Consider the following 3,775-nt stretch of genomic DNA (forward strand, 5'->3'; position numbering starts at 1 on the left):
TATTTGAAATCAGAGTTCTTAAAAATAAAAAGAACAAGCATAAGAAAAATGCTGTTGACGATTCCCTTGCTATGCTCACTCCTTGCAATTGGCTTTAATTTTCTTAGCGGCGATCCAACGATTGTAAGTCTTAGCGCAGAAACAATTATCAATCATTGGGGAATATTATGGCTCTCCGTTTTTATTGCCCTTACGGCAGGGCTTCTAAATAATCTGGAAAGAAAATCAACAAATTTTAAAACCATCATTGCCTTACCAATCAATCTTCAAAAAAAAGAAATGAGCAGAGTTTTATTGGTAACTGGATTTGTGGCGCTAGGGTCTCTTCTATTAATAGCTGCCATCAGCGTAACGAGTTTACTGACCCACACTAGTCCATATTTGGTTCCACTTACTTCTTGTTTTATGGCAGTTATTTTGATGTTTGTTACTTCCCTATGGCAGATTCCATTTTGTTTGTGGCTTTCAAGAAAAACTAATTTCTTCATTACTTTACTATTGAATAGCATGCTTAATTTAAATTTAGGTACACTTTTTACCCCAACAAAAGATTGGTGGTTAATACCATATAGCTGGCATTTAAGAGTACAAATGCCTTTATTAAAACTGCACTCTAATGGAATACCGTTACCACAAAACAGTGGACTACTGAGTTATTCAGTTATTCCAATTGCTCTCTTTTTGTGCGTTCTCTTATTTTTTGTACTTACTTTGATTACTGTTAGGTCGTTTAATAAACTAGAGGTGAAATAATGCTACAATTTTATAGATGTTTACTCGGTGAGTTCAAAAAAAGAAAGAGAAGTATTTTTTGGTTATTACACTTGGGTATTCCCTTCGTTTTACCCGGTGCTTTGGTAATGTTCATCTTAACTAGGGATGTCTCTCTGAGTTCGGAAGTAGGGTACCGCATTTTGTTCGAATTAATTGGAGTCGGTACACCAGTCATCATCTCCGTCATATGTGGAATAGTGGCCGATTCTGAAAATGAAGCAGGCCACTTTCAGAATATGCTTGGGGTAATACAGAGCAAAACCATCTCCTATATAAGTCAAACAACGATGATGATTTTCTCTTATAGTGCTGCCATTTTTTTAATGATATCAATATATACCTTGGCACTGAAATTTTTAGTTGGTGTGGGTGAAGTTAATTTTACCCCATACTATTTAACGGGTATAATTTTTACAATAACTTCCGTCTTTCAATATTTCTTCTATCAAGTCATAGGTTACAGGTATGGGATCGGGGTTTGCAGCATATGTGGGTTCGGGGGGTTAATCATCATCGCTCTTTCTTTGACCACTATAGGGGATAAAGTATGGGGGTTCATGCCTTGGGCATGGGCAAATCGATTCAGCCAATATGCAACAGATTATTTGAAAACAACGGATATAAATTTGGGCAGCCATCCCATGCTGGTAACGGGAGGTTATTCTTTCCTTATCCTTACAACAGGAATGATTTTTCTAAGTATCGTTTGGATCAATCGTTGGCCCGGAAGAAAAACAAACGATTAAAAAGAATTAGAGGGTGATATAAAAATGGCAAAAATCTTGGCGATTGATGATGATGAAGCAATTCTAAGGCTAATAAGGAAAATGTTAGAGCTAAAAAAGCATGAAGTTACAACTCTTCAAAATATAAAAGATATTACAATAGAAGAAATAAATAAATTTAATCTCATTTTACTGGATGTCATGATGCCAGGTGAAGATGGCTTTATCATTTGTAAGAAAATTAGGCCCCTGATTGATATACCGATCATCTTTATGACAGCCAAAAGTGATGAATCGTCCATTATCAAAGGCTTATCAATTGGTGGGGATGATTATTTCGTCAAGCCGTTTAGTATACATGAAGTGAATGCACGAATCGAATCCCATTTAAGACGGGAATCTAGACCAAAAAAAGGAACAAATAGTGTGTTTATCGATGGGGACATCCTTATTGATTTAGAAGCAAAAAAGGTGATCATCCAAGGAGAAGAAGTGAGTTTTACTAAGACTCAATACAGAATCTGTGAACTGCTTGCTTTACATAAAGGGAAAATTTTTTGCAAAGAAGATATTTATGAATCTGTCTATTCAATGGAAAGTGATTCTCAAATTTCAACGATTGTTGAACATATCAGGGTAATAAGAAAAAAAATCGCCCAATTTAATTTGGCCCCTATCAATACGGTCTGGGGTGTAGGGTATATATGGGAATGAAGAATACATTTTCTGCTTATTTTGTTAGATCAATTATAAAGTTAGGTTTTACTGGTTTACTTATTTTGATACTAAATATTGGATTTGTAACGTGGGGAATCAATCATCACCTTCTACTGCCGGCAAACGAGCCGATCAAAATGGCAGAAAAAATCAAGAGTGAAGTTGTAAATGCTAATTATGTCGATTCTAGCTTAATCCCCCCCGAATTGGATTACGCCATTTTTAATAAGCAAACAAACGAGATGGTAAAGAGTAATATGAGCAATAGAAATAAAGAGAAGGCAAAAGTGGCTTTTCGAAATGCTAGTAAGGGAAATTTGGATTCTTTTATAAGATATGAAAGCAGAAATGAGTCAATTTTGATTTATTATAACTTGAAAGTTCAGTTCGCAAACGTTGGATTAAGACAGGTTTTCCCTAATCCTGGCGTGTGGCTATCCCTCCTTTCAATTTTTACTTATTGTATTTATATAATCTGGAAAATTAGAAGTTTCTCTCGAATTATTATTCAAGAAAATCAAAAGCTTATTAGAGTAGCCAGTAAAATCAAAGAAAAGGATTTGAATATTGAATTTCCTCAAGTTCGTTTTAACGAGTATAAAGATGTTATGGGCGCTATGGAAAGTTTATCAGAAGCACTGGTTAAATCCATTCAAAAGGAAATAAAGGCTACAAACTTAAAGGCAGAACAAATTAGTTATTTAATACATGATATCAAAATTCCACTGACCGTTATAAAAGGGAACACAGAGCTGTTGGAAGCAACAACAACCGATGATATGAAACAAAACTTTAGTGACATCATAAATGCCATACAACAGGTTGAACGATACATTCAGGAGGTTATCGATATCAATTTGAACAACAAGCAAATGTATACGAATAAGGAAAAAGTATCTGTCAATGATTTCTTAAGCAGGCTAGAAACCGAAGTTAAAAGCTTAGATAATAATATAATTATCGAAGACTTTACAGAGAAAGGGGCTGACCTTTTTATTGATGTAAGTCTGCTCATTCGAGCGATAAATAATATCGTACTAAACGGTATTGAAAAAACACCCCAGCATGAAAAAGTACAATTAGTCGTCAGGCAGGATAAAGATTTTATTCAATTTATTATCATTGATCAGGGATCTGGCTTTTCAGAGGAGGCTATAAAAAAGGGAACTGAACTATTCTATACCGAAAACTATGGACGGACGAATAATAGCCATTATGGCTTGGGACTAACATTCACCGAAAAAGTAATCAAGCAGCATAATGGAAGAATGAAACTTAGCAATAATGCAAATCACTCCGGGGAGGTGCTGGTAGAGTTGCCGGTACTAAATCGGGATTCCGAAAAAGGATTAATAGATCGCTTGGTTTAACCTTTTTAAAATTTACACAATTCGGCACTTCAGAATCTCGCTCGATTACCGAACAAAGTTAAAAATCAATCTTGGTAAAAAATCAACATGTTGATGATTTTTTAAACGCTATGTTTGTTCTAAAACTCGTTCTTTTTTATCACTATGTTACTAGTCTTAGGCATTCTTATTTAACTGCGGTTATGTGTA

At 34.9% G+C, this 3,775-nt stretch carries 4 protein-coding genes; all 4 read left to right on the forward strand.

Translation table 11 applies throughout. The features are described from left to right. Positions 1-753, forward strand: a 753-nt coding sequence (locus tag AC06OU_RS06250) for a lantibiotic immunity ABC transporter MutE/EpiE family permease subunit (RefSeq protein ID WP_475854689.1), incomplete at its 5' end; no start/stop codon positions are given. Continuing rightward, on the forward strand, positions 753-1,520 hold the full coding sequence (locus AC06OU_RS06255) for a lantibiotic immunity ABC transporter MutG family permease subunit (RefSeq protein WP_475854691.1): 768 nt from the start codon (positions 753-755) through the stop codon (positions 1,518-1,520). The genes AC06OU_RS06250 and AC06OU_RS06255, both read left to right, overlap by 1 nt. A gap of 24 nt (positions 1,521-1,544) precedes the next feature. Beyond that, positions 1,545-2,213 carry a response regulator transcription factor gene (locus AC06OU_RS06260; protein ID WP_475854692.1) on the forward strand — a complete coding sequence of 223 codons (669 nt, stop codon included), beginning with the start codon at positions 1,545-1,547 and terminating at the stop codon, positions 2,211-2,213. Continuing rightward, positions 2,210-3,586 (forward strand): sensor histidine kinase, encoded by a 1,377-nt coding sequence (locus AC06OU_RS06265; RefSeq protein ID WP_475854694.1) that lies wholly within the window; start codon positions 2,210-2,212, stop codon positions 3,584-3,586. The genes AC06OU_RS06260 and AC06OU_RS06265 overlap by 4 nt, the downstream gene beginning before the upstream one ends. The last annotated feature ends 189 nt before the right edge of the window (positions 3,587-3,775 follow it).

This window comes from Psychrobacillus sp. (assembly GCF_056205495.1).

What these genes read in the sequence shown, in the direction of transcription:
- AC06OU_RS06255 (WP_475854691.1), top strand. Translation starts at nt 753, where the DNA reads ATGCTACAATTTTATAGATGTTTACTCGGTGAGTTCAAAAAAAGAAAG.
- AC06OU_RS06260 (WP_475854692.1), top strand. Translation starts at nt 1,545, where the DNA reads ATGGCAAAAATCTTGGCGATTGATGATGATGAAGCAATTCTAAGGCTA.
- AC06OU_RS06265 (WP_475854694.1), top strand. Translation starts at nt 2,210, where the DNA reads ATGAAGAATACATTTTCTGCTTATTTTGTTAGATCAATTATAAAGTTA.